This is a genomic window from Chromobacterium subtsugae, assembly GCF_001676875.1.
GTDB lineage: Bacteria > Pseudomonadota > Gammaproteobacteria > Burkholderiales > Chromobacteriaceae > Chromobacterium > Chromobacterium subtsugae.
On record NZ_JYKA01000004.1, the window covers coordinates 135501 to 157715 of the forward strand.

Here is a 22215-nt window from a genome sequence, read left to right on the forward strand (position 1 = left end):
TGCTGGAGAAAATCAGCGAGAACCAGGCCTTCGGCGGCTGGCAACAACAGTGGCGGCATCGTTCCGCCATGCTGGATTGCGACATGCGCTTCGGCATCTACCTGCCGCCGGCGGCGCGGTACGGCAAGGTGCCGCTGCTGCTGTGGCTGTCCGGCCTCACCTGCACTGACGAAAACTTCAGCCACAAGGCCGGCGCGCAAAGAGTGGCGGCGGAGCTGGGCATCGCGCTGGCGATGCCCGACACCAGCCCGCGCGGCGAAGGCGTGGCCGATGACGCGGCCTATGATCTGGGCCAGGGCGCCGGCTTCTACCTCAACGCGACGCAAGCGCCGTGGAGCCGCCACTACCGGATGTACGACTACGTGGCCGACGAGCTGCCGGCGTTGCTGGAAGCGCAGTTCCCGCTCAACGGCCGCCGCGCCGTCGCCGGCCACTCGATGGGCGGCCACGGCGCGCTGATCTGCGCGCTGAAGCGGCCGCAGGACTACGTGTCGGCGTCGGCCTTCAGCCCGATCTGCCGCCCGACGGCGGCGCCTTGGGGCCGCAAGGCCTTCGCCGCCTACCTGGGCGCCGATGAAAGCCGGTGGAAGGAATGGGATGCCAGCCATCTGCTGGCCGAACGCGGCTGCAGCCTGCCGCTGCGAGTGGACGTGGGCCTGGCCGACCCCTTCCTCGCCGAACAGCTGCAGCCGGAAGCGCTGGAACTCGCGGCCCAGGCCAGCGGCTGCCGGCTGGAGCTGAACCGCCACGCCGGCTACGACCACAGCTACTACTTCGTCGCCAGCTTCATCGAGGCGCAGCTGCGCTTCCACGCCCGCCATCTGTTCCCGACCTGAGCCGGACGGAAAACGCAAAAAAGCCAGGCATCGCGCCTGGCTTTTTTTCGTATCTGGTGGAGGGAGAAGGATTCGAACCTTCGAAGGCTGAGCCGCCGGATTTACAGTCCGGACCCGTTGACCGCTGGGGTAACCCCTCCAGAGCGGCGCATCTTATCGGCTCGCCCCCGGACTGTCAACCTTGCCGGCGCCGTTTTTTGCTCGCTCCATCCCGATTCACAAGCCCTTCCCGCAGCCGTTTTCCTCTTGCAGGCGCGCCCGCGCCACCACTCAACCTGCTTACGGAAAAACGATGCCTCTCTCCACCCATCGCCCGGTTTGCAGTCTGATCTCCTCCCGCGCCCATACCGACCTCGCCGCCCTGCCGCTGCTGCGGGACGCGCCCGAGGCGCTGATCACCCATCTGGCGCGGCACACCACTCCGGTTGACGGCAAACAGCGCAAACTGCTGTTCCTGCGCGGCGACCCGGAGAATTTCATCGGCCTGGTGCTGCGGGGCGGCGTCTATCACTCGCTGCAGGAGCCGGATGGACACGAGGTGATCATGGACCGCACTCAGCCCGGGGAAATGGTGGGCGAAAGCGCCTTGCTGCAATCCGGACGCCGCAGCAGCAACGCGCTGCTAGGCAGCAACAGCCAGCTGCTGCTGCTGCATCAGCAGCACTTCGCGCCGTTGCAGGACTGCGCGCAGCTGATGAACCGAGTGCAGCAGCAATTGTGCGCGCGGCTGCAGCGCATCAGCAGCTTCGTTGAAACCGTATGCCTGTACCGGCTGGAAGCCCGGCTGGCCCGCCACCTGCTGGCGGAAATGGAGCAAAGCGGCCGCCCCGGCCCCGATGGCGTGACACTGCCGATGCCGGCCAACCAGGGCACGCTGGCCGCCATGCTCAATGCCAGCCGCCCGCGGCTGAACGCCCAACTCAAGCAATGGCAGCGCGACGGCCTGATCCAGCTCTCCCGCCAGACGCTGCGGATACTGGATCCCGATAAGCTGTCCCGCATCGCTCGCCAGCTTCAGCCATGAAGACAAAGGAATATTTTTAATAAAAATAACATTCATTTGTCACCAAAGAGACAGTTCCGTTATGCCTGTTCCGCCATCCTGCAATCCCAAACGTCATAAAGGATGGCCATCATGCAAAGCTTTTCCCAGGCAGCATCGGAATCCACTGACTCCAGCTTCTCCATGGTATGGCGGGAAATACACGCCAAACTGCAGCGTCGCGCGCGGCATCTGTGCAAGGGCGATATCCACCGCGCCGACGAGTTGCTGTCCGACACCGCGTTCAAGGTGCATCTCTACCTGCAGCACTCTTCCGCCCGGGTGCAAAACCTGGCCGGTTTCATGTTCCTGGCGCTCAACCACGCCTTTCTGGACTTGAAGCGGCGCCAGCGCCGGGAAATCAAGGTCATCGATCCCGACTCCGATCCCGACGGCGATCAGGCGCTGTCCTGCACCGGCCATGGCCCCACCCCCGAGCAGCAATTATCCCTGCGGCAACAGCTGGCCGAACTGGAATGCGCATTCGCCGCGCTGAACCCGGACCAGCAGCAGCTGTTCCAGCTGAAATTCGAAGAGGACCTGTCCTATTGCCAGATCGCCGCGCGGCTCGGCATCAACGAAGCGCTGGCCCGCAAGCGGGTGGAACTGCTGCGCAAGGCGCTGCGCAAGCAGCTGAACCCGGGTTTCACGCTCTCCGATGGCAGCCGTCCATATCAGCAGAAGCGCCAGCGGCAGTCCGCCGCCAATGGCCCGCTCTGCGCCCCCTGCGCCGACGACAAGGACAAAGCAGCATGAAATCCCTTCTCCACGCCATGCCGCTCCGGCTGCGCCGGTGGCTTCGCCTCCGGCATATCCTCCCCCGACGGCCCGAGACAACGCCCCCGCCGCCTGCCGCGCGCTATGAACGCCGAAGCCGGCTGGACCGCCTGTCCCGCCTCACCCTGACCTCTTCCGACGAGGAGGGCCGGACATGACCGCCAAACTGGGCAGCCTGATCAGCGGCCTGAAACGCGCCGTGATCGAGGCGCAACGCAGCGTCTGCCACCAGCACATCGAGGAATTGCAGCAATTCTTCGTTCCGGACCAAGAGCAGAACCCGGCGCAAAGCTTCCCCGAGGGCGCCTGGACCGCCCGCATGGTAGGCATGAACGTGCCGCGCGAAGTGAGCCGCAACGGCGTGGTCACGATGGAGCACCACGAGGTTCAGGTGCCGCTGATCACGCTGCTGCCGCTGAAAAGCTTCGCCATTGAAAAAGTGGAGGTGCTGACCACGCTCAGCCTGTCGCTGACCGAGCCGCCCGACGGCCAGCCGGACGCGGATGACGAGGCCGCCGACGTGCTGGTTTCCATGCGCAGGCAGGACGAACAGACCGCCGAAATCAAGATCGTCATCCAGGGTCTGGAGCCTCCAGCCGGCTACCAGCGCGTGGTGGCGGCCTACGAGAAACTGTTGAACGCGCAGCTGCCCACCTAAGCGCCGCGGCCCCCCTCTTAAAAGAAAGGAAACACCATGGCCGATACCTCGGACAACAACCTGTTGAGCATGGCCCAGCAGTTTTCCGGCCTGCCGATGAAATCGCTGATCGGCGGACCGCTGCAGGCCGCCGCCCAGGCGCAGCAGAGCCTGGCGATGACGCAGACCCAGGCCATCCTGGAAACCGGCTTCATCCGCCTCGGTGACCGCAACGGCAAGCTGACCGGCTACAAGCCGCTGACTGCCGTCATCGAGATGGCGTCCAGCCGCCCCGGCCCCGCCGGCCAAGCCTCGTCGGCGCTGACGCTCAATCTGCCGGTGCTGACCTTGATGCACATCCCGTCGCTGGCCATCAGCTCGGTGGACATCGCCTTCGACATGGAGGTGAAGTCCAGCTTCACCCGGGAAACCGACGAGCAGTCGGCGTCCAAGCTGGAAGCCGGCGCAGCCTGGGATGCCCGCGCCGGCTGGGGCGCCTTCGGCGTCGAGCTCAAGGGTTCGGTCTCCTACGACTCCTCCCACTCCCGCGACGACAAACAGGGCGTCAGCAAGAGCAACGACGCGCGCTACCACGTGGAGGTGAAGGCCGAGCAGCAACCGGTGCCGGAAGGACTGAGGCTGCTGCTGCAGGCCTTCGGCAAAAACATGGACATGGCGCAGGCGCCGGCCGACGCGCCGGCCGTCCCGCCGCCGGCCGGCGCCAAGAGCTGACCCCGCGGCGCGGCGGCCGGCGATTCGCCGCCGCGCCCCTTCCGGAGGCCGTCACAGGATGAACGCCATGCTGCTCCATTTCATCTCCCTGCCCTCATCGGCGCAGATCGCCGCCTGGGCTGCGTCCGGCTGCCTATGCGCCACGCTCGTCCATCTGCTGCTGCGCAAGCTGGCGCCCGACCATGTCACCCAGAAGCAGAGTGACGAGGTCGGCGTCATCATCGCCGTGGTCGGCATCTTCTATGGCCTGATCATCGCCGCATTGCTGGTTCGGGCGATCAACCACTTCGACGCCTCGACCGACATCGTAGAGCGCGAAGCCGAGCTGGCCGGCTCGCTCTACCGGATGAGCGCCCAGGGCCTGCCTTCGGCGCGTCAAACGGTGAAGGACAATCTGCTGGCCTATCTGGACGCCGTCGTCGCCCGGGAGTGGCCGCGCCAACAAGGCGGGGAAGAAGTGCCATCCGGCTCGCCCGAACTAGGCCGGTTGAGCCGCGCGCTGGCCGGCGTCCGCCCGGCCGACCGGCGGGAGGCTGAATATCTGAATCTGGCGCAGAGCCAGCTGAACGGCCTCTACGCCAGCCGCCACGCGCGGCTGTCCGACCAGGCGATGACCATTCCCTGGGACATCTGGTCGGTCAGCCTGATCGGCGAAGTGCTGCTGATTTTCTTCGCCTGGCTGATGCACGTGCCGAGCAAGGGCGTGCACTTCTTCCTCACCTGCGCGATGGCCGCCTCCATCTCCATCGTGCTGGCCATCATCCTGATCTACGACACCCCGTTCTACGGCGACATCAGCGTGTCGCCGGAGCCGTACCGCAAGGTGCTGCATGCCATCCGCGCCGACAGCCTGGACGGCTGAGCCGCGATAAACGCCAGCCCCGTTCACGCGCCGGCCTCCGCCGCGTCCATAGGGCAAGCGCGCAGCAGCGCCCTCTTCATCCCATTCGCGATCCAGGAGAAATCATGGCAGACAACACCGCAGTCAACGGACAGATCACCGACGCCGTCACCCAAACCAATGTCAAGGTGGTGGCGGAAGCGCCGGCCCAGGCGATGGCCTCGCTGTACCAGCTGGCCAGCCATTCCGCCGGCTTGGCGCTGCAGAACTCGGTCCACAGCCAGCAAGCGCTGAACCAGATTTCCAGCGCGGTGATTTCCAAAGCGGTGTCGATGATCCTGTCGATCGGCGAGAAAAGCAGCTGAGCCGCCATCTCTCACGGAGAGCTAGATCATGCCCTTCCCCAACTTCAAGAACCTGTTCGGCGCCAAGCCGCCCGCCGGCCAGGACAGCGCCCAGCCCAAACCGGACCAGCCGGCCGCATCCGCCGCCAAAAACGAGCCGGCCCAGCCCCCTGGACCGCCGCCCGCCCCGCCGCCGCCCAGCCCGATGCGCGGCTTCACCAATCAGTTGAAAACCGCGCCGGATGCCAGCCCGGACACCAGCGCGCTCAACAGCCAGATCGTGCAGGCGGTACAGCTTTCCAACAGCGAAACCGCCGCCTACGCCGGCAGCCAGATCGCGGTCGCGCCCAATATGATGATCAGCCAGGCCGGCGGCCTGGTGGCGCAGGCCGGCGCCAACTACTTCGACAGCGCGAGCAAGCTGGCGCTGGCCAGCAAGAGCGTGCTGCTGAAGAACATGACCGAGAAATTCGCCAAGGAGGACCTCAAGGGCGCGGCCGAGGACGCGCTGGGCATTCTGATCACCGACCTGCTGGTCGGCACCGCCGCGGCGGTGGCGGCGGCCGCCGGCGCGATGGAGGGCGAGGCCGCGCACTTCGCCCTGGACAAGATCGATCAGAGCCTGAGCAAGTATCAACAGTTTCTGGATAAAAAAACTAATTAGCGATTTTATTCGATTTTCTAGCGAACAAATTGAAAACCAAACTGAAAGAGAGCAATTTCATGTGCGAAATTATCAACCACATCAAAGACATTGTACCATTGGAAACTCCAACCATTTCTTTACTAACATTGCAGGTTAGCGAAAGGATCCATGAATTAATCTCACTTATCGAACCAAGGCTGCCAACCAAAACCGACCAACAAATGATTATTGAAAAAACATTCTGGCCCAAAGGGCATGCCTATTGCATGGCAAACCTCATCATGCCTTTTACTGGAAATAATTTCCTTCCACAAGAGGCCGATGCTATTGACAGAACAAAAGAATCGATTAGAAATTTCATGGGTGGGAAAACTAAAATGATTGAATCTACCGATTCAGAAAACACTGCTATCTTTCCACAGGGCGACCAAATAGAGTGGAAAACTTTCTCATCAGCACAAAGGGACCAGTCTATCATCAGTGGCATCGTTGCAAAAACCACATCCAACCATGCATTCAATGGCTATCTAGCCCATAGTATCTTTCAAAAAGATGGGAAATATTATGCAGTCAGAGTAGGGGCTGGAGCATACCCAGTCTCTGGCCTAGGCAGCATAATTGATTTCATCAACACACAGCTCGGCCCACAAATATGGCAATACAGCGATTGGGCAGTCGATTATAAAAAACATGGCCGCGAAAAATTCCAACAATTCTATGGTAATGATGCTCTAAAGAAGACCGAAAATCTCTTACGATCAGAAACACCTGACTTTTATATAGACCTACTCCTTGAGAGACAATTAAGACAAGATGATTTTCATGTCCACAACCACCTAGAAGGCGAATCAGAATACAATCTAAAAACTTTAATAAACCTAGGATGGTGCACCAGAACAATTCAAAAAAACATAATGGAAAATATTTAATCAAAACTGCCACGCAGGTATGGTCCATCGGACCATACCGCGATCCATTTACTCCTCCCTGCCATTCTCGCTCGTTTAGGGCGGCTAACAAAATTCCTGATGCGGCGTTGCGCCGGCTTGTCGTACTCAAGTACTGCCTGCGTCGGCGCGCCTTGCCTCAGCCGTGAAACTGATTTTTGTTAGCCACTCTTAGCCCAGTCCCCGCTTCCCCAGATCGCTATTTCCTTCACACCCTCTCTCCCCCGCCGTCCCCATCAAGACAGTCCCGATAGCGAAGCCAGCTCAACACGCCATGGACACACCCGACCAAGACGCCAACGACGCCGCGCCGCGCGGCGGGTTGCTGCGCGGCAGCATCCCGGAATTGAGCAAGAGCCCGGTGCACCTGCTGTCGGCCATCGTCACGCTGGCCGCGGACAAGCTGTGGGACGTGATGCTGCTGGACATGGCGAAGACGATGCCGCTGCAGGAAAAAACCCGCTTCTTGCTGTGCGCCGGCCTGCTGCTGCTGGGCTTCACCGCCCTCAGCGCCTCGATGACCCAACTCTGGGTGGACAAGGACGATCCGGGCATGGCGCTGGCCAAGGGACTGGCGATGGGGATTCTGGCCGGGCTGCCGTACTCGTTCGGCTCAACCGAGCTGGGGCTGCTGTTCATCGGCTGGTCCGGCATCAACGAGCTGCAGAAGCTGGAGAAATAAACCGTTCACTCACCCAAGGAGAACCCGCAATGCGCGTCACCCTCACCTCCCGCAGCCATCTGGCCGCCCTGCTTCTCGCCGCCTGCGGCCAGGCGTCGGCCGCCGCCGCGCCGCTGCCCGCGCTGGGCGCCGATCCCAAGCAGAACACCGTCTCCGGCCTGTCGTCCGGCGCCTTCATGGCGGCTCAGTTCAGCGTCGCCAACTCGGCCCGCGTGGCTGGCGCCGGCATCGTCGCCGGCGGCCCGTTCTACTGCGCCGGCTTGGGCGGCCTCAATGGCCCCGAACGCTTCCTCACCACCGCCACTACCCAGTGCATGCGCCCGCTGGGCGCGGCCCCCTCCGGCGCGGCGGCCTGGCAGGCAGCACAGAAATTCGCCGGCCAGGGCCTGATCGACCCGGTGGACAACATCAAGCGCCAGCGGCTGTACATCTTCACCGGCGCGTCGGACAGCATCGTGCTGCCCAAGGTGGTGGCGCAAACCCGCGCCTTCTACCAGAGCGCCGGGGTGCCGGACGCCCAGGTCCGATACGTGGACAACGTCAACGCCGGCCACGCGCTGATCACCGCCAACGCCACCGACCTGAAATGCCCGGCCAACGCCGCGCCCAATCTCAACAACTGCGGCTTCGTCCAGTCGCAGGACATCCTGCGCCAGCTGTACGGCCAGTTGAAGCCGCCCGCCGCCAAACTGTCCGGCCAACTGAAGGATTTCGACCAGACCGAGTTCTCCAAGAAAGGGTATACAGGGCTGTCCGACATCGGCCACGTTTACATCCCGGCCGCCTGCGCCAAGGACAGCTGCCGCGTGCATGTGGCCTTCCATGGCTGCACCCAGGAAGACAGCCGCATCGGCAACCGCTTCTACGCCACCACCGGTTACAACGAGATCGCCGACAGCAACCGCATCGTGGTGCTGTACCCGCAGATCCGCACCGATCCCAAGCGCAACCCGCAGGGCTGCTGGGATTTCTGGGGCTACAGCAGCAAAGACCCAAGCAACCCCGACTACTACGCCAAGAGCGCGCCGCAGATGTCTGCCGTCCGCGCGATGGTGGACCGCCTGAACAGCCCCCGCAAATGAAGGAGAAAGCCATGGATCCCCAATTCCTGTCCGCCTGGCTCCAGAACGTGAATGACAGCTGGCAGCGGCTGGCTCAAACCGGCCTGCCCGATGAGCGGGAGTGGAAAGGCGCGCTCAAGGCTTGGCTGGACAGCGGCCAGCGGCTGTCGGAATGGCAGCAGGAAGCGCAGCGGCAATGGACCGAAGACTGGCGCGCGCGCGCGGGCGCGGACTCGTTGCTGGCCTTCTACCGCCAATGCGACGAAGTCTGCACCGAATTCGTCCGGCAAAACCTGCTCTGGCAGCTGGAGTGGAGCGCCGGGCTGCGGCGCCAGGCCGGCGAGTTGGCGGGCTCTCTGCTGCAGACGCGGGGCGAAGGCGACGCGCTGCTGGCGCTCAACGCCGCCGTCCAGGGCGGACGAAAAGACTGGGACGAAAAACTGGAGATGTTGCAGCAGACGCTGAGCGAACTGTCGCCGGCGCTGGCGCAAAACCTGCAGCAATGGCTGGCGCCGCCGCCCGCGGACGCGCCCGCCGCCTGAATTCCTCAACCGAAATGGAGAAACCGCCATGAAAACCAACGCAGCCGGCATCAGCCTGATCAAACAATTCGAGGGCGTCCGCCTCGCCGCCTACCAGGACATGGTGGGGGTCTGGACCATAGGCTACGGCCATACCGGTCCGGATGTGAAAAAAGGCATGGCCATCACCCAGCAACAGGCAGACCAGTTGCTGGCCGAGGATCTGCAGACATTCGAAACCGGCGTCGGCAAAGCCGTGACCGTGCCGCTGAACGAAAACCAGTTTTCCGCGCTGGTCAGCTTCAGCTACAACCTGGGTCTGGGAAACCTGCGCAGTTCCACGCTGCTGCGCCTGCTGAACAAGGGCGACTACGCCGGCGCCGCCGCGCAGTTTCCGCGCTGGGATCGGGCCGGCGGCCAAGTCGTGCCGGGCCTGCTGCGCCGCCGCCAAGCCGAACAGGCGCTGTTCCTGACGCCCGCCCCCTGCTGAGCTTCACAAGCCGCTTCATCCTCCGTCCTGACAACAGCCCCCCCGGCTCTGCCGCGGGCTGTTTTCGCATTCAATCTCCGGAGATACGTCATGCAAGACGAACTGAGCACTCTGCACGCCCATGTTTCCCAACTGCTGAGCCAGCACCTGATTGACTGGGCCGGCGAACTGATGAACGGCGCGGCGGGAGAGGACGACAGCCGCCGCCTTACCAAGCTGCGAGCGCTGCTGGCCACCCGCGATGCGCTGGCGCCGCTGCTGGGCGGCGAACAGCAGGATGCCAGTCATGGCTGAGGCGCCGCTGAATCCCGCCCTGCGCCAGGTGGCGGAACAATACCTGGGCCGGCCGTTGCAACTGCAGGAAGCGCAAACCCTGATGGCGTTCCAACAAAACACGCAAAGCCCCTCTCCTCAGCTCGCGCCCATCCAGCAAGCCCGGCAGCAGACACAGCAAGCCATCGCCCAGAGCCAGAGCCGCGCCGGCGCCGGCGTGCGCGACATCCTGGCCTCCATCCAGGCCAGCTCCAGCCAGGCGCTGCAGATTCAGGAGGCCGAGGAGCAGGCGATTCTCAAGTTGTTGGAAGGCACGCAGGACCTCGCCGAGCTTCGCCCCTCCGCGCTGCAGCCGGCGATGGCAAGCCTGCAGCCGGGCAGCCAGCTGGCGCTCGGCCAGATCGCCGAGCATCTGTCCAACCTGGCTCGCCAGGAAGTGGAGAAGTGCTTCAACCAGTACTTCGGTCCGCTATCCGCGCAGTTGCAGGAAGTGGTGCGGAAGCTGCAGGCGCAGGAGGCCGCGCAAGCCTCCACCGAGGCGGCCGCGGCGGAAAACGACATTCACAGCGACGATGCCCCACCGTCCAAGCAGTAGCACCGGGACATGGCGTCCACGCCGGTCGCCATGTCCGACGGTGCGCCTGACCAACACACCGCACTCCAGGAGCCAAGCATGTCCTTCCCGACCACCGTAAACGATCAGATCACCGATGCTGTCACCCAGGCCAACGTCAAGGTGCTGGCCGAGTCGCCGGCCATGGCGATGGGCTCGATCTACCAGAGCATGGCCCACTCCACCGGCATCCTGTTCCAGAACGCCGTCTCGGCTCAGCAGCAGCAGAATACGCTGGCCCAGGCTGCCGCCAATATGGGCGTGATGCAGATTTACAGCATGGACACCATGTCCGGCGCCGCCGCCACCGAGAAAGTCAGCCAAGGCGGCATCGCCGACAACCTGACCAGCCTGCTCACCGTGCTGCAGTCGTTCCGCTGATTCCCGCCTCATCCACGATAGGAGCTAGAAAATGGCTAACAACACCGCCGTAAACGATCAGATCACCGACGCCGTCACCCAGACCAACGTCAAGGTGCTGGCCGAAGCCCCCGCCATGGCGATGGGCTCGTTGTTCCAGACCGCCTCCCACTCCACCGGCATCCTGTTCGAAAACGCCACCTCGGCCCAGCAGCAGCAGAACACGCTGTCCCAGGCCGCCGCCAACATGGGCGTGATGCAGATCTACAGCGTCGACACCATGGCCGATGCCGCCGGCACCGAGAAAGTGTCCCAGGCAGGCATCGCCGACAACCTCAGCAGCCTGATGACGGTGCTGCAATCCTTCCGCCGCTAAGCGCGCGCCGACCGGAGATTAAGGCATGGCGAACAACACCGCCGTAAACGATCAGATCACCGACGCCGTCACCCAGGCCAACGTCAAGGTGCTGGCTGAAGCCCCCGCCATGGCGATGGGCTCGCTGTTCCAGACCATGGCACATTCGACTGGCATTCTGCTCGAGAACGCCACCTCGGCCCAGCAGCAGCAGAACACGCTGTCCCAGGCCGCCGCCAACACCGGCGTGATGCAGGTCTACAGCGTGGACACCATGGCCGACGCCGCCGCCACCGAAAAGGTGTCGCAAGGCGGCGTGGCGGACAACCTGTCCAGCCTGATGACCGTGTTGCAATCGTTCCAGCGCTGATTTTCCACACTCAATAAAGCAGGAGGCATTCAATGGCATTCCCGACCGCAGTCAACAACCAGATCACCGACGCCGTCACCCAGGCCAATGTCAAGGTGCTGGCAGAATCGCCCGCGATGGCGATGGGCTCGATCTACCAGAGCATGGCGCACTCCACCAGCATCCTGTTCCAGAACGCCGTGTCTGCGCAGCAGCAGCAGAACACGCTGGCCCAGGCTGCCGCCAACATGGGCGTAATGCAGATCTACAGCATGAACACCATGGCCGGCGCGGCCGCCACGGAAAAAGTGGCGCAGGGCGGCATCGCCGACAACCTGACCAGCTTGCTGACGGTGCTGCAAAGCTTCCGGAACCGCTGAGCGCCGGCTTTACCCTGCCCTAGCATTTCGCCCCGCTCGCGGGGCGCTTTTTTTGCGGGCCTCACCGCCTGGCAAACACCGCCGCGATCGCTTCCACCGCCGCCCGCACCCGCGCCACCCGCTGCAAATCGGGATGCAGCACCAGCCACATGTCCACCGGATCGGTCCGCTCCGGCCACACCCGCTCCAGCCCGGCGTCCTGATCGGCGAGGAAGCAGGACAGCATGGCGATGCCCATGCCGGCCAGCGCCGCCTGCCGCAGGGCCAGCTGCGAATTGGCTTGCAGCGCGATGCGCGCCTGGTCCACGCTTTCGCCGCACAGCCGCTGCCAGTGGCGCGGCACGGTGTCGCGCGGGAACATCAGCAGCTCGTGGCCGGCGAAGCCGTCGCCGGGCAGCGGCCGCCCGCGCCGCGCCAGGTAATCCGGCGACGCATACAGGCTCATGTCGATGGCGGCCAGCTTGCGCACCAGCACCTCGCCCTTGTCCGGCCGCAGGCTGCGGATGGCGAAATCCACCTCGCCGGCCGCCACATCGCTGAGCGACAAGCCGGTCAGCAGCGTGAACTCCAGCTCCGGGTGCCGCCGCGACAGCTCCGCCAGCGCCGGAATGACAAAGGCTCCGGCCACGGTGTCGGTGGCGGCGATGCGCACCGGCCCGGCCAGTTGGCGGTCGCTGTGCGCGGCCTTGCGGCTGAAGGCGTCGGCGGCGGCCTCCATCCGTTCGGCGTCGGCCAGCAGCATCGCGCCGGATTCGCTCAATTGGTAGCCCTGCGGCATGCGCAGGAACAGCCGGCTGCCGATTTCCTCTTCGAAAGCCTGCAAGCGCCGCCCCACGGTGGCTTGGTCGACGTCCAGGCGCAAGGCGGCGGAACGCAAGGTGCCGGCGCGCGCCAGCGCCAGGAAGTAACGCGCGTTGTCCCAATTCATGCGGATCCCGCCCCAGTAAGAAAATGCAAAATTGCATCACCATTCATCATAATTGTCTATTTTTTCGCATCACGTTATCGCCTAGCATCTGCCTGTCTTGACTTTGCGCGGATCCTCCCATGCCCCACCGTTCCCACCCGCAAGCCGGCTTGCCGGCCCTGCTGACGCTCAGCGCCGGCATGTTCATGGCGATACTGGACACCAATATCGTCAACCTGGCGCTGCCCGAGCTGCAGCGCGGCCTGCACGCCAGCCTCAGCCAGCTCACCTGGGTAGTAGACGCTTACGTGCTGACCTTCGCCGGCCTGATGCTCAGCGCCGGCTGGCTGGCCGACCGCCTGGGCGCGCGCAAGGTGTTCGCCTGGGGACTGGGGCTGTTCGTGCTGACCTCGCTGCTGTGCGGCCTGGCCGCCAATGTGGAGCTGCTGATCGGCGCCCGCCTGCTGCAGGGCATGGCGGCGGCGCTATTCATGCCCAGTTCGCTGGGCCTGCTGCGCCATGCCTTCCCGCAACCGGCCGAACGCGCGCGCGCGGTGGGCGTCTTCGGCGGGCTGGTGGCCACCGCGGCCGCCGCCGGGCCGGTGCTGGGCGGGCTGATCCTGGGGCCATTGGGCTGGCGCGGCGCGTTTCTGGTCAATGTGCCGGTGGGCCTGGCCGCGCTCTTGGCCACCGCGCGCGCGGTGCCGGCCCAGCCGCCCGCGCCCGGACGCCGACCTGATGTTCCCGGCCAGCTGTCCGGCATGCTGACGCTGCTCTTGGCCAGCTGCGCGCTGATAGAAGGCCCGCGCCTGGCCGGCGGCTGGCAGCTGCCGGCGCTGCTGGCCGCCAGCGCCGCCTCGGCCTGCTTGTTCTGCCTGCTTGAACGCGGCAATCCGCAGGCGATGGTGCCGCCGCAACTGTTCCGCCATCCGGCTTTCGCCGCCGCCAACTGGGTGGGCTTCGCCATCGGTGCCGCTTACTTCGGCAGCCTGCTGCTGCTCAGCCTGTATCTGCAGCAAGGCTTGCGGATGGACGCGCTGCGGGCGGGACTGGCGCTGCTGCCGCTGGCGCTGTGCCTGACCGCCGGCAATATCGCCGCCGGGCGGTTGCTGCCCAGGATGGGCGCGCGCCGCCAGATCCGCGACGGCCTGCTGCTGGCCGCCGCCGGCTACCTGCTGCTGGCGCTGGCCAGCCGCCTCGGCCTGCCCTGGCTGCTGGCGGCGATGCTGCCGCTGGCGCTGGGCACCGCGCTGGCCATCGCGCCGATGACGGCGACAGTGCTGGAGAGCGCGCCGCCGCAAATGGGCAGCACCGCGTCCGCCGTGCTCAACGCCATCCGCCAGGCCGGGGCTCTGGTAGGCACCGCCGGCGCGGCGCTGGTCGCCGGCCGCTGCGCGGACCTGGGCCAGGCGCTGCTGTACGGCATGGCGCTGGCGGCGCTGCTCTCGCTGAGCGGCGCGCTGGCGGCCGGACGGATTCCCCGTCCCGACGGCCTGCGCGGCCTGGAGGCGGCCGCGCCCAGCCCCGTCACAAGATGACGCGCCTCGCCGCCGCCTCCCATTGCCGGCGCAGGCCAAGGCGGCAGCCGACGGCGCGTTCGCGTTGAAACAACCACGGGTACAAACGGTATAGATAGCGCATCTTTGGCCGCGCCCTTCATGACATGTTGATGATGGATGTCAGAATAGCCGCTACAATGTTCCAAATAAACGCGCAATCCAGAACCAATTGTCCAGATATGAAAACAATGCCCTCCCCCGACAACCTGCTGGCCTTCGACGCGCTGGCGCGCGCCGGCAGTTTCACCGCCGCCGCCGACCTGCAGGGCTGCCACAAGAGCCTGATCAGCGCCCGCGTCAAGGAACTGGAACGCGAGCTGGGCGCGGTGCTGGTGCTGCGCAGCACGCGCAAAATGGCGCTGACCGAGGCCGGCGAGCGGCTGCGGCCCCACGCGGCGCGGCTTAGGGAAACGATGGCGCAGGCGCGGATGGCGGTGGACCAGACCCAAAGCGGCCTGGCCGGGCCGCTGGCAATCAGCACCACCTCGTCGCTGGCGCAATACGTGCTGGGGCCGGTATTGAGCGAACTGGCCACCCGCTATCCCGATTTGACCCTGTCGCTGCGGGTGAACAACCGGCTGCAAGACCCGGTGGCCGATGTGCTGGACTTCTGCCTGCGCTCGGCGCGCTCGCACAAGGTGCACGATGAAAACCTGGTGGCCAGGCTGGCGGGCTACGCCAGCGAAAACCTGTACGCGTCCCCCGGCTATCTGGCGCGCCACCCGCCGCTGCGGCAGCCGGCCGACCTGTCCCGGCACCGTTTGTTGGTGATGGAGTCGGAACAGCGCGATGGGCTGCTGTTGAAAAAGGGGGAGCAGCTGTTGCGCCAACCCATCGCGGCGCAGCTGTATCTGGATCATTACCCGCTGCGGGCGGAGCTGGCGCTGGCCAGCCAGGGCATCACCCTGCTCGCCGACTACACCGTAGAGCGGCATCTGGCGCGCGGCGAGCTGGTTCGAGTGCTGCCGGAATGGCATTGCGACTACTGGCCCATCTACCTGGTGCATCCGTTCCGCACCCCGCTCACCTGCAAATACCAGACCTTCATCGACTTCGTCTTGCCGCGGGTGGCGGCGGCATTGCCGGACAACCGCGCTCAGGCGGGCAGCGACGGCCGCGCCAGCAGCACCCGGTAAAACTCGACGAAGGCGCGCGCCGCCGCCGGCGCGTGGCGGCCAGGCGGAAACACCGCGTAAACGCCGCCTTTTGGCAAGGTCCACTGCGGCAATAGGTGGACCAGCCTGCCCTGGCGGATGTCCTCCTGCACGCTGAACGAATCCAGCACCGACACGCCGGCGCCGGCCAGCAGCAAGGCGCGCAGCGAAGCGGCCGAATCCACCTTGATCCGCGCCTTCATCCGCACCGCCTGCTCCTCGCCGCCCGGCCCGGCAAACGGCCAGCTCAGCGGCGTTTTCAGCAGCGTCAGCGCCACCCAGTCGTGCTCGGCCAGATCCTGCGGCCGCTCGGGATGGCCGCGCGCTTGCAGATACGCCGGCGACGCCACCGGCAACTGAGCGAATTCCCCCAGCTTCAGCGCCCTGAGCGAAGAGTCTCGCAGCATGCCCAGGCGGATGGCCAGGTCCATGCCGGACGCCACCAGATCCACCATATGGTCGCTGGCGTGCAGCTCCAGCTGCAGGCCAGGGTGCTGGCGGATGAACTGGGTGGCCGCCGGCGCCACCGATTCCGCCATGTGGCTGACCGGCGCGGTCAGCCGCAGCGTGCCGGACAGCGCCGCCGCGCCGTGGCCGGCCTGCAGCAGCGCGTCGCGCAAGGTTGCCAGCGCCGGCTGCGCGTCCAGGTACAGCGCCTGCCCGGCCTCGGTCAGCTTTACCCGCCGCGTGGTGCGGTTGAACAGCGTGGCTCCCAGCTGCGTCTCCAGCCGCCCCACCTGCAGGCTGACGTTGGCCTTGGTCATCCCCAGCCGCTCGGCGGCGGCGGTGAAGCCGCCGGCTTCGGCCACCGCCACGAAGATCTGCAGTCCTTCCAGATTGTTCTCTACGCCTCGCGCCATATCAACTGTCAATTTTTCGATAACAATCAATTATGGTTTCAGCCGTTTATCGAATCAATCGAAAAGCGCATGATGCATTCCATCAGCGCTGCGACGCGGCGCCCCCATCCGATAGCAAACTAAGGAGTCTCACCATGAAAATCGCACTGATCGGCGCCAGCGGCTATGTCGGTTCCGCCCTGTTGCAAGAAGCCCTGTCCCGCGGCCACCACGTCACCGCGCTGGTTTCCCGTCCGGAACGCATCGAAGCGCAAGCCAACCTGGCCGCCGCCAAAGTCGACGTGCAGGACAGCGCCCAGCTGGCGGAACAACTGAAGGGCTTCGACGCCGTGCTCAGCGCCTTCAGCGGCCACGCCCAGGCAGAGCAGTTCGACTACTTCGTCAAGGGCATCCGCTCCATCATCGCCGCGGCCAAGGCCGCCCAGGCTCCGCGCCTGCTGGTGGTCGGCGGCGCCGGCAGCCTGGAAGTGGCCCCCGGCGTGCAGCTGGTGGACACCCCGGAATTCCCTGAGCAATGGAAGGCCTCGGCGCTGGGCGCCCGCGAAGCGCTGAACCTGCTGCGCGCCGAAACCGAGCTGAACTGGACGCTGCTGAGCCCGTCGGCGATGCTGCAGCCGGGCCAACGCACCGGCCAGTTCCGCCTGGGCAAGGACCAGCTGCTGGTCGACGCCGCAGGCAACAGCCACATCTCGGTGGAGGACTACGCCGTCGCCATGATCGACGAGCTGGAAAAAGGCGAGCATCAGCGCAGCCGCTTCACCGTCGGCTACTGATCGCCCATCAACGGGGAGGCCAGACAGCCTCCCCGGTTTCCTGCAGATGGCGCCAGCGCCAGTTGGCGCCATCCCGGAACAGCACGGCGGTCGCGTGGCGGCCGTTGCCGCTGCCGTCGCCCAAGGCCTGCGTTTCGTAGTAGGCCACCGTTGCGGCGTCGCCATCTCCCATCAGCAGCGTCATCCGCTCCAGCGTGATTTCCAGCCCCGGCCGGCTACCTGCCGCGCCCTGGAAGAAGGCCCGCAGCCCCTGCCAGTCCAGCCGCGCGCCGTTTGGCGCCACCATGGCGAAGCCGGCGTCGAAATCCATCATCAGCGCGGCCAGCGCCTCCTCGCCATGCGGCCCGTCGCCCAGCCAGCGCGCGATCTGCGCCAAAGTGTCGCGAACCTGCGCCCATACCGCCAATTCTTCATTCTTCATCACGCTTCTCCCATTTGAGGACGATTCAATAAACGCAATACCTCCGCATTGCCTATCCGGCTGCCCAGCCACAAGGGCGGCAACATGGCCAAGGCGGCGGCCAGAAAACACAGATGGAAGGCCCGCGCCGCCAACTCCCGCGCCGCGGGCGCCGCCGGATCGGCGATGCCTTGCCCGGCAAGCAGCAGATTCAGCAACACGCAAGCCAACGCCATGCCGACGCAGAAGCTCACCTGGCGGTTGATGTTCCACAAGGCGCTGGCCTCGCCCATCCGCGCCGGCGCCACTCCCAGGAAGGCCGTGCTCTGGCTGGCGCTGCTGCACAAGGTGCCGCCCAGGCCCATCAACGCGTAGCTGCCGGCCAGCCAAGGCAGTTGCCCGGAGCGGTCTATCGCCAGCAAGCTCAGGAAACCGATGCCCTGCGCCAGCGCGCCGGCCATCAGCAGCGGTCTCGGCCCCAGGCGGCGGTAACCGCGCCCGGTCAGCGCGATCGCGGCGAACGCGCCCAACGACCACGGCAGCATCAACAGCCCGGCCGCGGAAGCCGACACGCCCAGCACCTGCTGCAGATACAGCATCGCCACCAGGCTGACGCCCATGAAGGCGCCCGGCACCAGCAGATACATCAGCATCGACATCCGCAGCAGCGGATCGCGCAGCAATTCCAGCCGCAGGATGGGCCGCGGATGCCGGCGGCTATGCCGCGCGTAAGCCGCGCCCAACGCCAGGCCCGCAGCCAGCAGCGCGCCGCCGCGCGCCCAGGTGGACGGCTGCGCCAGATCGCCCAGCCCTTGCAAGGCCAGCAACAATGCCAGGCTGCCCAGCAGCAGGCCGAGCCAATCCAGGCCGGCGGCCGGCTCCGGCTCGCGCTCGTCCCGCAGCCAGCGCAGCGCCAGCACCAGCGGCACGATGGCCAGCGGCAGGTTGAGCCAGAAAATCCAGCGCCAGCCCAACGCGTCCAGCGCCAGCCCGCCCAGCGTCGGCGACAAGGCCGGCGCCAGCTGGCCCACCAGCAAAATCATCGCGGTCAGGCCCGGCCGCTCCGCCGGCCGGTACAAGCGATAGGTCATGGTCTGGCCCAGCGGAATCAGCAAGCCGCCGCCCAAGCCCTGCAGCGCGCGCCAGGCGATCAGCGCGCCGAGCGAGCCGGCCTGCGCCGCGCCGGCCGAGCCCGCCATGAACAGCAGCAGCGAGGCGACGAACACCCGCTTGCCGCCCCAGCGCGCCGCCAGCCAGTTGCCCAGCGGAATCACCGCGGTCAGCCCCAGAATGTAGGCGGTGCCCACCCAGGCCAGCTCCGCCACATCGCGATGAAAGGTGCGGGCGATGTCGGGAAAGGCGACATTGCCGACGAAAAGATTGGCCAGATCGATGAAAAACCCCAACAGGTACACTGCGGCCACGCGTTTGCGATACTCCATGCATCCAACCTCCTTGCTTGACGGAGGCCAGCTTAGTCTCGCCCGATGGCCGGAAAAACCACTGGCAATCGATTAAACTGTCAAAATAATTTTGACAATAAGGTCCTTCTGGACATGAGCCTGCAACGCTTCCGCATCTTCGCCGCCATCGTGGAAAGCGGCTCGCTGACCGCCGCCGCCGAGGCGCTGGGCCACAGCAAGGCGGTGGTCAGCTTCAACCTGAAACAGCTGGAGGCCGAGCTGGGCGTGGCGCTGCTGACCCGCAGCACGCGCCGGCTGCAGTTGACCGAAACCGGCCGGCGCTTCTACCAGGACTGCCTGCATGTGCTGCGCATGGCGCAGACGGCGATGGACGATGCGCGCCGCGGCCACGGCGGCCTGCAGGGCACGCTGAGCGTGAGCACCACACCGGAATACGGCCGCCGCCGGGTGATACCGGCGCTGGCGGCCTTCTCCCTGCTGCATCCGCGGCTGGCGGTGCGGCTGGAGTCGTCGTCGCGGCATGCCGACCTGATTTCGCAGCAAGTGGACGTGGCGATCCGGCTGGGCTCGCTGAGCGACTCCAGCTACCGCGCGCGGCTGCTGGAGGAATTCGACATCTGGCCGGTGGCCTCGCCCGGCTATCTGGCGCAGCCGGACAAGCAAGTGGAAAGCGTGGACGGGCTCGCCCGCGCCGACTGGCTGGCGCACAGCCGGCTGGCGGCGCCGCTGCGCTGGAAACTGACGGGAAAAGACGGGGAAGCGATGCTGGACGCGGGCGACGCGCCGCGCATCGTCGCCGACACCTCGGGCGCATTGCTGGACTTCGCGCGCCAGGGCTGCGGCGTGGCGCTGCTGCCGGACTGGCAGGTAACAGACGATGTGGCCGCCGGTGCGCTGGCGCGCCTGCTGCCGGATTGGGCATTTCCACGCCAAGGCGTGTACGCGGTCTACCCGGACACCCGCCACCTGCCGGAAAAAGTGCGCGCCTTCATCGACTTTTTCGCCGACTACCTCGCGCCGCGGCAAGGGGAAGGCTGAGCCTTCCCCCTTCCTGCAACCGGTCATGGTTGTGAATCCGCTACGCGGATAATGCTTTTCATAGCCGGGCCTGCCACCCGGCGGCAGGCTTGAAGGGGCCGGTGGCGCACCCAATACGCGGTTTCTGACCAGCCAAGCCTAAAAAACGGGCAGAAGATCGTTAGCAGATTCTTACAGCTTGAAGCGCGACACCACGCCCTCCAGCGACTGCGACAAGCGCTCCAGATCGGCCACCACCTGGCCGGCGCGGCCGATTTCGGCGTCAGATTGCAGCGCCTGCGACGACATCTGCTCGGCGGTGCGCGCCATGTCTTCGGTGGCCTTGGACTGCTCGCTGGCGGCGTCGCGGATTTCCGCCGCCTGGCGCACCACCAGCTGCATGCTGGAACGGATCTCGGCGATCTGGCGCTGCGCTTCTTCGGCCAGCTCCACGCCGCCCTGCACCGCGCCATAAGTCTTCGCCACCCGCTCGCGCGCCTGGCCCGAGCCCTGCTGCATGCCGCCGACCATGTCGTCGATCTCCACCGTGGCCTGGCTGGTGCGCTCGGCGAGCTTCCTCACCTCGTCCGCCACCACCGCGAAGCCGCGGCCCTGCTCGCCGGCTCGCGCCGCCTCGATCGCCGCGTTCAACGCCAGCAGATTGGTCTGGTCGGCGATGTCCTTGATCACGCCGGCGATGCTGCCCACCTGGGCGGAGCGGCGCTCCAGCTCTTCCATCACCGTCTTCACCTCGTCCATCGACGAAGCGACAGAGCCGATCTCGACGCTGACCTTGCCCACCGCCTGCGCGCTCTGTTCCGACAGCGCGCCGGCCTGCTGCACCGCCTCGGCGGTGCCGTGGCAATTGCCGGCGATGTGGCTGACGCTGACCGACAGCTGCTCGATGGTGGCGGCGGTGGTTTCGCTGAGGTCGGCGTTGTGGCGCGAGCCGGCGGACAGGCGCTCGGTCATCCGCGCCAGCTCGCCGGCGCTGCGGTGCAGCTGGCCGCTTTGTTCGCGCACCTGCAGGAACATCGCGCGCAGCTGCTCCATGAACTGGTTGAACGCCGCCGCAACCTGGCCGGTTTCATCGCGGCTGTCGGCCGGCAGGCGCATGGTCAGGTCGCCGTGGCCGGAGCTGAGCGCGCGCATCGCGTCGCGCAGTTGCACCAGCGGCCGGCTGATGAAGCCGGACACCTGCCAGATCACCAGCAGCGACAGCAGCAGCACCACCGCGTCAATCGCCGCCACCCACCAGATGGTGCGCGTCACCGCGCCGTAGACTTCGCCGGCGTCCATTTCCACCACCACGAACCAGTCGGCGTTGGGCATATAGCTGGAGGCGGCGATGGTCGGGCCATTGGGGCCGTCGAAATGCGCCAGGTTGAAGCCGGACTTGTTCAGCAGCTGCGGCGCGATCGCCGACAGGCCAGGCAGCTCTGCCAGCATGGTTTTCTTCTGCATCGCCGCCGGATCGCGGTGCAGCCGCACCTGGCCGGCGGCGTCCACCACGTAGACCTGGCCGCGCTCGCCCACCGCCATCTTGCGCACGCGCTCGGCCATCTGGGTGACGTCGAAGCCTAATGCCGCCACCGCGCGGTGGCCGGCCTGGCCCTTGTTGGCCAGCACGTTGACGAACATCATCACCTGCTGCTTGCCGGTTTCCGAGCCCAGCGTGAACTGGCTGTCGCGGCCGGAGGCCAGGAAGTCGGCCAGCCACTTGTCGTTGCCCTTGGGGTCGGCCTTGACCGTGGCGTGGTCGATGTAGATGTTGAGCGTGGCTTCGGAAGTCCAGGAGATGATGGACGCGCCCGAGGTCTGCATCAGCGCCTTGGCGTAGCGCTGCCAGGGGCCGACGCCGGATTCGGGCTCGCCGGCCGCGGTCCAGTCCAGCAGATAGGTGTTGGCCGCCAACTGGCGGGTCTGGCTCAAGGGCAGCGCGATGGAGGCGTCCAGCTCGTTGCGTATGCCCTCCACCGTCGCCTTCAGCTCATGCTGCTCCAGGCGCTCGGTCAGCGCCGCCTGGAACATGCGGGTGGAGACCGCGCCGGCGATGGCCAGCGCGATGAGCAGGATCAGCGCGACGCTGACCAGGATTTTCTGTTTGACCGACCAGTTCTTGAACATGCTTGCGGCTTACCCGAAAAAGGACTGAAACCGTCCGGCGCCAGGCCCGGACACAACAGCGGCCGGCCGCGGCCCTTGGGTTTGCCACCCAAGCGGACCGCGCCAGCC

At 65.8% G+C, this 22215-nt stretch carries 28 protein-coding genes and 1 tRNA gene; 23 read left to right on the top strand and 6 right to left on the bottom strand.

Going from position 1 to position 22215, the window contains the following annotated elements; all coding sequences use genetic code 11:
- The first annotated feature begins 2 nt into the window (after positions 1-2).
- A complete protein-coding gene (fghA, locus tag MY55_RS06400) occupies positions 3-836 on the top strand; it encodes an S-formylglutathione hydrolase (RefSeq protein WP_167595292.1) in 834 nt (277 codons plus the stop codon).
- A gap of 54 nt (positions 837-890) precedes the next feature.
- Here the strand turns inward: fghA and MY55_RS06405 are convergent.
- Positions 891-976 (bottom strand) — tRNA-Tyr (locus MY55_RS06405).
- A gap of 152 nt (positions 977-1128) precedes the next feature.
- On the opposite strand from MY55_RS06405, the gene MY55_RS06410 reads away from it, so the two are divergent.
- The 18 genes from MY55_RS06410 (at position 1129) to MY55_RS06490 (ending at position 11886) form a co-directional block, all read left to right on the top strand.
- Positions 1129-1860, top strand: a complete 732-nt coding sequence (locus MY55_RS06410) for a Crp/Fnr family transcriptional regulator (protein ID WP_047238408.1) — start codon at positions 1129-1131, stop codon at positions 1858-1860.
- Positions 1861-1971: 111 nt separating this feature from the next.
- Positions 1972-2634, top strand: coding sequence for an RNA polymerase sigma factor (locus tag MY55_RS06415; protein ID WP_047238418.1), 663 nt, complete (start codon positions 1972-1974; stop codon positions 2632-2634).
- A gap of 175 nt (positions 2635-2809) precedes the next feature.
- A complete protein-coding gene (locus MY55_RS06420; RefSeq protein ID WP_047238409.1) occupies positions 2810-3313 on the top strand; it encodes a DUF2589 domain-containing protein in 504 nt (167 codons plus the stop codon).
- 36 nt (positions 3314-3349) lie between these two features.
- The gene (locus tag MY55_RS06425; RefSeq protein WP_047238410.1) at positions 3350-4024 is read left to right on the top strand and encodes a DUF2589 domain-containing protein; all 675 of its coding nucleotides are present in this window, start codon (positions 3350-3352) and stop codon (positions 4022-4024) included.
- 67 nt (positions 4025-4091) lie between these two features.
- Positions 4092-4886, top strand: a complete 795-nt coding sequence (locus MY55_RS06430) for a bestrophin-like domain (protein ID WP_076098219.1) — start codon at positions 4092-4094, stop codon at positions 4884-4886.
- Between the two features lie 104 nt (positions 4887-4990).
- The gene (locus MY55_RS06435) at positions 4991-5230 is read left to right on the top strand and encodes a RebB family R body protein (RefSeq protein ID WP_011134288.1); all 240 of its coding nucleotides are present in this window, start codon (positions 4991-4993) and stop codon (positions 5228-5230) included.
- Positions 5231-5258: 28 nt separating this feature from the next.
- A complete protein-coding gene (locus MY55_RS06440; protein ID WP_076098220.1) occupies positions 5259-5873 on the top strand; it encodes a hypothetical protein in 615 nt (204 codons plus the stop codon).
- Between the two features lie 59 nt (positions 5874-5932).
- Positions 5933-6784, top strand: coding sequence for a hypothetical protein (locus tag MY55_RS23330; protein WP_157889268.1), 852 nt, complete (start codon positions 5933-5935; stop codon positions 6782-6784).
- Between the two features lie 292 nt (positions 6785-7076).
- The gene (locus tag MY55_RS06445; RefSeq protein ID WP_047238412.1) at positions 7077-7484 is read left to right on the top strand and encodes a hypothetical protein; all 408 of its coding nucleotides are present in this window, start codon (positions 7077-7079) and stop codon (positions 7482-7484) included.
- 29 nt (positions 7485-7513) lie between these two features.
- On the top strand, positions 7514-8566 hold the full coding sequence (locus MY55_RS06450; RefSeq protein WP_047238413.1) for an extracellular catalytic domain type 2 short-chain-length polyhydroxyalkanoate depolymerase: 1053 nt from the start codon (positions 7514-7516) through the stop codon (positions 8564-8566).
- Positions 8567-8577: 11 nt separating this feature from the next.
- Positions 8578-9087, top strand: coding sequence for a hypothetical protein (locus MY55_RS06455; RefSeq protein ID WP_047238414.1), 510 nt, complete (start codon positions 8578-8580; stop codon positions 9085-9087).
- Positions 9088-9115: 28 nt separating this feature from the next.
- Entirely contained in the window at positions 9116-9556 is a 441-nt protein-coding gene (locus MY55_RS06460; protein WP_065202125.1) for a lysozyme, read from the top strand.
- Between the two features lie 90 nt (positions 9557-9646).
- Positions 9647-9850, top strand: coding sequence for a hypothetical protein (locus tag MY55_RS06465; RefSeq protein ID WP_047238416.1), 204 nt, complete (start codon positions 9647-9649; stop codon positions 9848-9850).
- Positions 9843-10424 carry a hypothetical protein gene (locus tag MY55_RS06470; RefSeq protein WP_053006865.1) on the top strand — a complete coding sequence of 194 codons (582 nt, stop codon included), beginning with the start codon at positions 9843-9845 and terminating at the stop codon, positions 10422-10424. The genes MY55_RS06465 and MY55_RS06470 overlap by 8 nt, the downstream gene beginning before the upstream one ends.
- Positions 10425-10502: 78 nt before the next feature.
- Entirely contained in the window at positions 10503-10823 is a 321-nt protein-coding gene (locus MY55_RS06475) for a RebB family R body protein (RefSeq protein ID WP_047238417.1), read from the top strand.
- Between the two features lie 31 nt (positions 10824-10854).
- The gene (locus MY55_RS06480) at positions 10855-11178 is read left to right on the top strand and encodes a RebB family R body protein (RefSeq protein WP_065202126.1); all 324 of its coding nucleotides are present in this window, start codon (positions 10855-10857) and stop codon (positions 11176-11178) included.
- A 25-nt stretch (positions 11179-11203) separates the two neighbouring features.
- Positions 11204-11527 (top strand): RebB family R body protein, encoded by a 324-nt coding sequence (locus tag MY55_RS06485; RefSeq protein WP_065202127.1) that lies wholly within the window; start codon positions 11204-11206, stop codon positions 11525-11527.
- A 32-nt stretch (positions 11528-11559) separates the two neighbouring features.
- Positions 11560-11886 carry a RebB family R body protein gene (locus tag MY55_RS06490; protein ID WP_047239064.1) on the top strand — a complete coding sequence of 109 codons (327 nt, stop codon included), beginning with the start codon at positions 11560-11562 and terminating at the stop codon, positions 11884-11886.
- A 61-nt stretch (positions 11887-11947) separates the two neighbouring features.
- Here the strand turns inward: MY55_RS06490 and MY55_RS06495 are convergent, their stop codons facing one another.
- Positions 11948-12814: a LysR family transcriptional regulator gene (locus MY55_RS06495; protein ID WP_065202128.1), complete on the bottom strand. Its 867-nt coding sequence runs from the start codon at positions 12812-12814 to the stop codon at positions 11948-11950.
- 119 nt (positions 12815-12933) lie between these two features.
- Here MY55_RS06495 and MY55_RS06500 point away from each other — a divergent pair, with 119 nt between their 5' ends.
- Positions 12934-14331 (top strand): MFS transporter, encoded by a 1398-nt coding sequence (locus MY55_RS06500; RefSeq protein ID WP_065202129.1) that lies wholly within the window; start codon positions 12934-12936, stop codon positions 14329-14331.
- Between the two features lie 209 nt (positions 14332-14540).
- The gene (locus tag MY55_RS06505) at positions 14541-15488 is read left to right on the top strand and encodes a LysR family transcriptional regulator (RefSeq protein WP_052258471.1); all 948 of its coding nucleotides are present in this window, start codon (positions 14541-14543) and stop codon (positions 15486-15488) included.
- Here the strand turns inward: MY55_RS06505 and MY55_RS06510 are convergent.
- Complete coding sequence (locus MY55_RS06510; protein WP_043581479.1) at positions 15449-16366, bottom strand: LysR family transcriptional regulator; 918 nt, start codon at positions 16364-16366, stop codon at positions 15449-15451. The two genes, MY55_RS06505 and MY55_RS06510, sit on opposite strands and share 40 nt — an antisense overlap.
- A gap of 134 nt (positions 16367-16500) precedes the next feature.
- Here MY55_RS06510 and MY55_RS06515 point away from each other — a divergent pair, with 134 nt between their 5' ends.
- Positions 16501-17139: an NAD(P)-dependent oxidoreductase gene (locus MY55_RS06515; RefSeq protein ID WP_043581480.1), complete on the top strand. Its 639-nt coding sequence runs from the start codon at positions 16501-16503 to the stop codon at positions 17137-17139.
- Between the two features lie 7 nt (positions 17140-17146).
- On the opposite strand, the gene MY55_RS06520 is transcribed toward MY55_RS06515, so the two are convergent.
- Positions 17147-17560 carry a hypothetical protein gene (locus MY55_RS06520; RefSeq protein ID WP_053006822.1) on the bottom strand — a complete coding sequence of 138 codons (414 nt, stop codon included), beginning with the start codon at positions 17558-17560 and terminating at the stop codon, positions 17147-17149.
- Positions 17560-18981: an MFS transporter gene (locus tag MY55_RS06525; RefSeq protein ID WP_065202130.1), complete on the bottom strand. Its 1422-nt coding sequence runs from the start codon at positions 18979-18981 to the stop codon at positions 17560-17562. The genes MY55_RS06520 and MY55_RS06525 overlap by 1 nt, the downstream gene beginning before the upstream one ends.
- A 114-nt stretch (positions 18982-19095) precedes the next feature.
- Between MY55_RS06525 and MY55_RS06530 the strand changes: the two genes are divergently transcribed.
- Complete coding sequence (locus MY55_RS06530; protein WP_043581489.1) at positions 19096-20001, top strand: LysR family transcriptional regulator; 906 nt, start codon at positions 19096-19098, stop codon at positions 19999-20001.
- 171 nt (positions 20002-20172) lie between these two features.
- Here the strand turns inward: MY55_RS06530 and MY55_RS06535 are convergent, their stop codons facing one another.
- The gene (locus MY55_RS06535) at positions 20173-22107 is read right to left on the bottom strand and encodes a methyl-accepting chemotaxis protein (RefSeq protein ID WP_047238063.1); all 1935 of its coding nucleotides are present in this window, start codon (positions 22105-22107) and stop codon (positions 20173-20175) included.
- Positions 22108-22215 lie beyond the last annotated feature (108 nt).

Coding starts and splice junctions, on each gene's coding strand:
- MY55_RS06410 (WP_047238408.1), top strand. CDS start 1,129: ATGCCTCTCTCCACCCATCGCCCGGTTTGCAGTCTGATCTCCTCCCGC.
- MY55_RS06415 (WP_047238418.1), top strand. CDS start 1,972: ATGCAAAGCTTTTCCCAGGCAGCATCGGAATCCACTGACTCCAGCTTC.
- MY55_RS06420 (WP_047238409.1), top strand. CDS start 2,810: ATGACCGCCAAACTGGGCAGCCTGATCAGCGGCCTGAAACGCGCCGTG.
- MY55_RS06425 (WP_047238410.1), top strand. CDS start 3,350: ATGGCCGATACCTCGGACAACAACCTGTTGAGCATGGCCCAGCAGTTT.
- MY55_RS06430 (WP_076098219.1), top strand. CDS start 4,092: ATGCTGCTCCATTTCATCTCCCTGCCCTCATCGGCGCAGATCGCCGCC.
- MY55_RS06435 (WP_011134288.1), top strand. CDS start 4,991: ATGGCAGACAACACCGCAGTCAACGGACAGATCACCGACGCCGTCACC.
- MY55_RS06440 (WP_076098220.1), top strand. CDS start 5,259: ATGCCCTTCCCCAACTTCAAGAACCTGTTCGGCGCCAAGCCGCCCGCC.
- MY55_RS23330 (WP_157889268.1), top strand. CDS start 5,933: ATGTGCGAAATTATCAACCACATCAAAGACATTGTACCATTGGAAACT.
- MY55_RS06445 (WP_047238412.1), top strand. CDS start 7,077: ATGGACACACCCGACCAAGACGCCAACGACGCCGCGCCGCGCGGCGGG.
- MY55_RS06450 (WP_047238413.1), top strand. CDS start 7,514: ATGCGCGTCACCCTCACCTCCCGCAGCCATCTGGCCGCCCTGCTTCTC.
- MY55_RS06455 (WP_047238414.1), top strand. CDS start 8,578: ATGGATCCCCAATTCCTGTCCGCCTGGCTCCAGAACGTGAATGACAGC.
- MY55_RS06460 (WP_065202125.1), top strand. CDS start 9,116: ATGAAAACCAACGCAGCCGGCATCAGCCTGATCAAACAATTCGAGGGC.
- MY55_RS06465 (WP_047238416.1), top strand. CDS start 9,647: ATGCAAGACGAACTGAGCACTCTGCACGCCCATGTTTCCCAACTGCTG.
- MY55_RS06470 (WP_053006865.1), top strand. CDS start 9,843: ATGGCTGAGGCGCCGCTGAATCCCGCCCTGCGCCAGGTGGCGGAACAA.
- MY55_RS06475 (WP_047238417.1), top strand. CDS start 10,503: ATGTCCTTCCCGACCACCGTAAACGATCAGATCACCGATGCTGTCACC.
- MY55_RS06480 (WP_065202126.1), top strand. CDS start 10,855: ATGGCTAACAACACCGCCGTAAACGATCAGATCACCGACGCCGTCACC.
- MY55_RS06485 (WP_065202127.1), top strand. CDS start 11,204: ATGGCGAACAACACCGCCGTAAACGATCAGATCACCGACGCCGTCACC.
- MY55_RS06490 (WP_047239064.1), top strand. CDS start 11,560: ATGGCATTCCCGACCGCAGTCAACAACCAGATCACCGACGCCGTCACC.
- MY55_RS06495 (WP_065202128.1), bottom strand. CDS start 12,814: ATGAATTGGGACAACGCGCGTTACTTCCTGGCGCTGGCGCGCGCCGGC.
- MY55_RS06500 (WP_065202129.1), top strand. CDS start 12,934: ATGCCCCACCGTTCCCACCCGCAAGCCGGCTTGCCGGCCCTGCTGACG.
- MY55_RS06505 (WP_052258471.1), top strand. CDS start 14,541: ATGCCCTCCCCCGACAACCTGCTGGCCTTCGACGCGCTGGCGCGCGCC.
- MY55_RS06510 (WP_043581479.1), bottom strand. CDS start 16,366: ATGGCGCGAGGCGTAGAGAACAATCTGGAAGGACTGCAGATCTTCGTG.
- MY55_RS06515 (WP_043581480.1), top strand. CDS start 16,501: ATGAAAATCGCACTGATCGGCGCCAGCGGCTATGTCGGTTCCGCCCTG.
- MY55_RS06520 (WP_053006822.1), bottom strand. CDS start 17,560: ATGAAGAATGAAGAATTGGCGGTATGGGCGCAGGTTCGCGACACTTTG.
- MY55_RS06525 (WP_065202130.1), bottom strand. CDS start 18,981: ATGGAGTATCGCAAACGCGTGGCCGCAGTGTACCTGTTGGGGTTTTTC.
- MY55_RS06530 (WP_043581489.1), top strand. CDS start 19,096: ATGAGCCTGCAACGCTTCCGCATCTTCGCCGCCATCGTGGAAAGCGGC.
- MY55_RS06535 (WP_047238063.1), bottom strand. CDS start 22,107: ATGTTCAAGAACTGGTCGGTCAAACAGAAAATCCTGGTCAGCGTCGCG.